The following is a 6,013-nucleotide window of genomic DNA, read 5'->3' as shown; positions in this document are numbered from 1 at the left end:
TGGGGCGAAGTTTACGAATCTGTGCTTGCTTGGTACATATTAAAGCCAACAACAGTTGCTTTGTTTAATCCAAACAAAGGTAAATTTAACGTTACCGAAAAAGGTGGATTAAACGATAAAGAGCATTATGACTGGGGTATTTCTAAGCCATATTTGGTTTTACTCGCTATTAATTTAGTCGGTATGTTAGTTGGTATTTTGCGCCTGTTTTTTGGCGACCCTACGCAAGTTGGTGTACTGCTGATTAGTATGGGGTGGGCGCTTTATAATATTATCATTTTGGGTGCTGCGGTTGCCGTGGCAGCAGAAGCACGCCAAGTGAGGCATTCACACCGCATTAAAGCAAACTTCCCAGCGGGAGTTCGTTTAGCAAATGGCCACACATTAAAAGTAAAAATTACAGATTACTCCGATAACGGCGTAGGAATAGAAACCGACCATGCACATGCTTGTCGTGTAAACGATAAAATAGAATTATTAATGAGCCGCGGTAATAAGCAATTTTCGTTTACTACCCATGTTTGTAATACTCGGGGTAATCAAATTGGCTTAACCATTAAAGATTTATCTCTTGAAAAACAGCGCGCGTTTATACAATGTACATTTTCACGAGCTGATGCGTGGCTTGACTGGCAAAATAACTTTAGACATGACCGCCCATCTTACAGTTTTAAAGAAGTGCAAAAAACAAGCCTCAGAGGGTTTAGTAACTTGCTCTTCCACGCACCAAGAGTGCTTCAACCTATCATTCAGTTTATGACTAATTTAGTTGTATACGTAAACTCATTTACTCCAAAAAGACCAATAGTGCATAATAATTATGATTAAAAAGTTGCTTAATATATCCCTAACATTGTCGCTTATTTGTTGCGCTTACTTTGCGCATGCAATTGAGCCATTACAAAATAAATCAATGTTCATTAATGGATACCCTGAGAGCGCTCAGGTGTCGAGTTTACGCTTAGAGTTTGAAGCGTTAGGCTTTACAGGTTTTAGGCTCAACGGGGTAAATAATAACTCCCGCGTTGACTTTACAAACCGAATAGATAAATTGAGCACCAATTTAAAGCTTAACTTTTCGTATACTAACTCGCCTTCATTAATCGCGAATGTTTCGCACTTAAAAGTATACTTTAATGATAATTTAGTCACTGTTTTACCTATTAACGAACAACTTAGTATTGTAAAGAACACAGTGCAGCATAGCCTAGATCTTAACGCTAAATACATTCAAGATTACAACCAAGTCCGCTTTGAATTGGTTGGTTATTACGACCTTAGATGTCAAGATTATTTCAGCCGCACCATTTGGACAGAAATAAATAAATCAAGCAACATAACGCTCGATCAAAAGCAACTCGCTATCGATAGCCGTTTAGAATACCTCCCAGAGCCGTTTTTTGATGAAAAGGATTACAACAAGCTTAACCTTCCATTTGTATTTGCTAAAACACCCAATACCCAAGCTATTGAGGCAGCAGCAACGCTATCGAGTTGGTTTGGAGCCCAAGCTGATTGGCGTGGATTTAATTTTCCCGTAACGTTAAATAAATCGCCTGATCAACACAGTGTGGTTTTTATTACTAATGATTCAAAACCTGATTTTTTGAAAGATTACCCAGATGTTGAAAAACCAACGATTGAAATTATTTCAAACCCATTTAATCGTTACTATAAAATGTTACTCATACTGGGCCGTGATGAAGCTGATTTAAAAACAGCGGTGACTGGCCTTGCGTTTGGCCACAAAGTAATGACTGGAAGAAGCGCAAGTATTGAAGCCATAAATCAGTTGCCACTTCGAAAAGCGTATGATGCACCACGCTGGCTTAGAAGCGATCGTCCAGTGCATTTTGACGAGCTTATTGACTACCCTACGCAACTACAGGCGCAAGGCCTTAATAATGGTCCAGTAAAACTAAACATTCGCTTTGCACCTGATCTATTCACGTGGCGTGAAAGAGGAATACCTATTACTCTTCAGTACCGTAGCACGCCAGAATCAGAAGCCATCGACTCTCGTTTAAATATGCTAATAAACCAAGAGTTTATAAGTGGCTTTTTACTCGATAAAAACAACGATCTATTACAAACAACGCAAGCGTTGTTGCCACTAGTTGCCAATACCGACACCACACAAAGCACAGAAGGCTTTTCTGTCAATGGCATTAATTTAGCTAACAGAAATGAGCTTAACTTTGACTTTAGGTTTGGTGTACTCAAAAAAGGCGAATGTGCTGTTGCACCTCCTGGCGGTGAGTTTGGTGTTATTGATGGCGATTCAAGCATTGACGTAAGTGAATTTGATCACTATATCGCATTACCAGATCTGAACGTATTTGCTAATAGTGGCTTTCCTTTTACCAAATATGCTGATTTACAACAAACACTTGTGCTTATTGATGAAAACCCAACACCTAATGCTTTAACCGTTTTATTTAATTTAACGGGCCACTTTGGCGCGATCACCGGTTACCCAACCCACAGAATGAGTGTTGCTCATTTAAATGAGGACGCTGATTTAGATGATAAAGACATACTCGTTATTGCTAAACCTAACAGTATTGCTAATGACTTAGATGAAGATGCACAAACAAATGTTTTACTGAACAATAATCAGCGTGCAATTAAACAGGCAATTTATAATGGTGCATACGACGAACAAACGACCGATAAAGTAGAGGTTAGTATTAAAAGTAGTGGCGATATGGCTGTTATAACAGGGTTTCAATCACCGTTTGACTCTGATCGCTCTATCGTCTCTTTTAGTGCTACTACGCAAAATGCATTCACTATACTTGACGATGTTCTAATGAACTCAGAAAAATTAGCCCAAATAAAAGGTAGTGCAGCCATTATCAACTCACAGGGTATTAAAACCATCCAAGTAGATGAGCAATACTTTGTAGGCCATATCCCAGTCCATACATTAGTGTGGTTTCACTTATCTGATCATCCATTTATTTTGGCATTACTGTCTATTTTAACGCTATTGCTGATCTCATTTATCTTATGGCGATTATTACAAGCACTAACTTACAAGCGTTTAGCTGAAGGAGACGAATAATGAAATCACTCGTTAATATGTTTTTTACTGTGATGGCACTATTTGCTTTCAATGCCAACGCACAAGTTGAACAGTGCGAACCTTGGCAGTCGTGGCAAGTGTTTAAAAATCATTTTATAAGCCAAGACGGCCGCGTTATTGACTTGGGCAGTGATCAAAGTATCACAACCTCTGAAGGCCAATCATATGCACTATTTTTTGCGCTTATTGCCAACGATAAAGCCGCTTTTGATTCTGTTTTAAATTGGACCCAAGAGCATTTATCAGAGGGCGATTTAAGTACGCGTTTACCAGCATGGAAATGGGGACTAGATAAAAACCGCGTAGGGGGGATTTTAGATTCAAACCCTGCGTCAGATTCAGACCTATGGATTGCCTACAGTTTATCGCAAGCGGCAATTTTATGGGATGAACGCCGCTATAGTATTTTAGCCGCAGTGCTTGCTCAACGTATAATCAGAGAAGAAACCGCCTACATAACGGGCCTTGGCCTTTCTTTACTACCCGCACCTGCCGGTTTTGAGTTTGACAATGAGCGCTATAAGCTAAATCCTAGCTACTCGCCGTTATTTATTTACCAGCAATTTAAAAAGCTTTATCCACATTCACCGTGGCACCAACTGCACGAAGGATCAGCTAAGTTAATTTTAGATACCGCACAGCAAGGCGTTAGCCCTGATTGGGTTATGTTTGATTCAAACCGCGGTTTTTACTACGACAGAAAAAATACAGATTTAGGTAGTTATAATGCAATTCGTGTTTACCTTTGGGCAAGTATGATGGCAAAAGATGCACCCTACAAACAAGAGCTTCTTGCTCAGTTTGCACCATTTGTGGACACCATTGAAGAGCGCGGCCATGTCCCTTTAAATACGTATGCTCAATCAGGTAAATCTGAAAAAAGAGGGCCTTTGGGCTTTAACGCTGCCCTGCTGCCTTTGTTAGCAGAGCAAGTTAATAATGAGCTGGTAATGGCCATTCAGCAAAAGCTAATGATTGATAAGTCTTTTACACAAACACGTTATTACGACAGTGTATTGCATTTATTTGGTGAAAGTGCTGTTAACAAGCGCTTTAAAATAACGGCTGATGGAACGCTACAACCTACTTGGAGCACTGAATGTCGTTAAGGTTGGCCTTAGCTTGTACATTGGCACTAAGCACTAATTTAAATGCCGCAACAATAAATGATATTGATACACAATCGGTTGATTGGTTATTAAACCAAATTAGTATTGGTGAAGCACAACAAAACAAAAGACTTGTTGAAGATAGCCTGCAAAAATTGGTTGCAATTGCCCCTACGCGAATAGAAACGCAATGTGCGCTTGCACATTACGACTTTACCAATGGCAATACAGACCAGGCAAACTTGTTATTAAGTAAGCTTGATAACCAACTAACACAACAAACACCTTGCGTAAAAAAACTCAAGGTTATGTCTCGTATTCAAGGTAAAGACAAGGCAGTAATTCAAGAAGCAAAGCTGCTTGCTCGTGCCGGTAGATATGAACAAGCACGTCAAATTTACAATAAAATATTTAATGATGTTTATCCTACTTTAAACTTTGAGCTTGAGCATTTAAGCTGGTATGCACAAGACAGCGCTCAATGGCAAGGGGTTAAAAATGGTTACAAGCAATTATTAAAACGCTATGACAACCTAGGCACTATAGAAGTTGCTTATGCCAGACATTTGCTAAGACGTAACCCACGCGATAAAGCAGCTATGCGTATTTTAAGTAAGTATGGATCGACATCGGGTTTTAGTGATGAAGTTGAAGGTATTTGGCTCTCTGCACTAAAAAACATGCCCATAAACAGTAATACTGACAAGCAATTTCAGCAATACTTTATACTTTACCCGTTTAGTAATAAGGGAGAGTTACAGTATCAAGACTTTAAAAAGCAATTAAAAGCACGCCAAAAATTATTAGCCGACCCGGCTTATCAGCTTTGGTTAAAAGGCAATAAGCTACTCGAACAAGAAAGGTTAAATGCAGCAGAACCTCTTCTATTAAAAGCATTAAAAGGCCGCCCTACTGACGGCGAAATAATGAACAGCTTAGGCATACTTTACCTACAATTAGGGGAGCATGGTAAAGCCTATAACTATTTTACACGTGCACAAAAATACACTGCCGACTTTGCAGAGCGAAATACCCTTAAAAGCATGGCTAAAACAGCTAAGTTTTGGCTGTATATTCGCCAAGCAAGAGACGCTATAGACAGCAGTGAATTTAGAGTTGCCAAATTTAAACTCGATTTAGCCGCCGCATTAGAAGAAGAACCTAATACCGTACTGGCAAATCGTGGCACCTTACAATTTGCCCAAGGGCTATATTCACAAGCTGCGCTTACCTACCAAGTGGTGCTTAAAAGCGAGCCGTTAAACGAAGGCGCCCTATTTGGCTTACTTGAAATTGCAAAGCTTGAACAAAGTGAAAAAACGCTCACCTCTTTTTTTAATCGACTTTCATTTTCACAAAAAGAAATATTAAGAGCGTCATATTTAAGCTCATTAAGTAGCGTGTATAGAACTAAGGCAACAAAGCTAACTGAAGCTGGTGAATTAGAAGAGGCTGAAAAAATATTAAAAGAGGCTATTCAAGCAACACCAGAAGAGCCTTGGTTATATTACGACTTAGCGTTTATATATCAACAAAAAGGACTCACCGACAAAGCCCGCTCATTGTTTAATAATGTATTGTGGCAATTTCCGCTAAATTCACAGCTTAGGTATAGCCATGCACTGTTTTTGCGTGCTTTAGACGATTACCAAGGTGCGCTTGCTACGCTTCAGTATATTCCATTTAAATCTCGCGATGCTGACATTGTATCTCTTGAACAACAGTTACAACTTAATGAGTCTTTAGCACAAAGCGAACGTTTTATTAATTCTCAAAATAAAGCGGCTGCTATTTATCACTTAAGTGCGTTAGAAGC

Annotated in this window: 4 protein-coding genes; all 4 read left to right on the top strand. The window is 39.3% G+C overall.

Annotation, left to right across the window (positions count from 1 at the left end):
- Positions 1 to 828, top strand: an 828-nt coding sequence (locus tag BCG07_RS01490; protein ID WP_286888227.1) for a PilZ domain-containing protein, incomplete at its 5' end; no start/stop codon positions are given.
- Positions 821 to 3,067 (top strand): cellulose biosynthesis cyclic di-GMP-binding regulatory protein BcsB, encoded by a 2,247-nt coding sequence (gene bcsB / locus BCG07_RS01485; RefSeq protein WP_243531284.1) that lies wholly within the window; start codon positions 821 to 823, stop codon positions 3,065 to 3,067. The genes BCG07_RS01490 and bcsB, both read left to right, overlap by 8 nt.
- The gene (bcsZ, locus tag BCG07_RS01480) at positions 3,067 to 4,197 is read left to right on the top strand and encodes a cellulose synthase complex periplasmic endoglucanase BcsZ (RefSeq protein WP_243531286.1); all 1,131 of its coding nucleotides are present in this window, start codon (positions 3,067 to 3,069) and stop codon (positions 4,195 to 4,197) included. The genes bcsB and bcsZ overlap by 1 nt, the downstream gene beginning before the upstream one ends.
- On the top strand, positions 4,188 to 6,013 hold a 1,826-nt coding region (locus BCG07_RS01475), incomplete at its 3' end, for a tetratricopeptide repeat protein (RefSeq protein ID WP_286888223.1). The genes bcsZ and BCG07_RS01475, both read left to right, overlap by 10 nt.

This window comes from Pseudoalteromonas sp. ESRF-bin5, from assembly GCF_002632075.1.
Lineage (GTDB): Bacteria > Pseudomonadota > Gammaproteobacteria > Enterobacterales > Alteromonadaceae > Pseudoalteromonas > Pseudoalteromonas marina.
The sequence above is the reverse complement of the archived record's forward strand: the minus strand, read 5'-3'. Positions and strand labels throughout refer to the sequence as shown.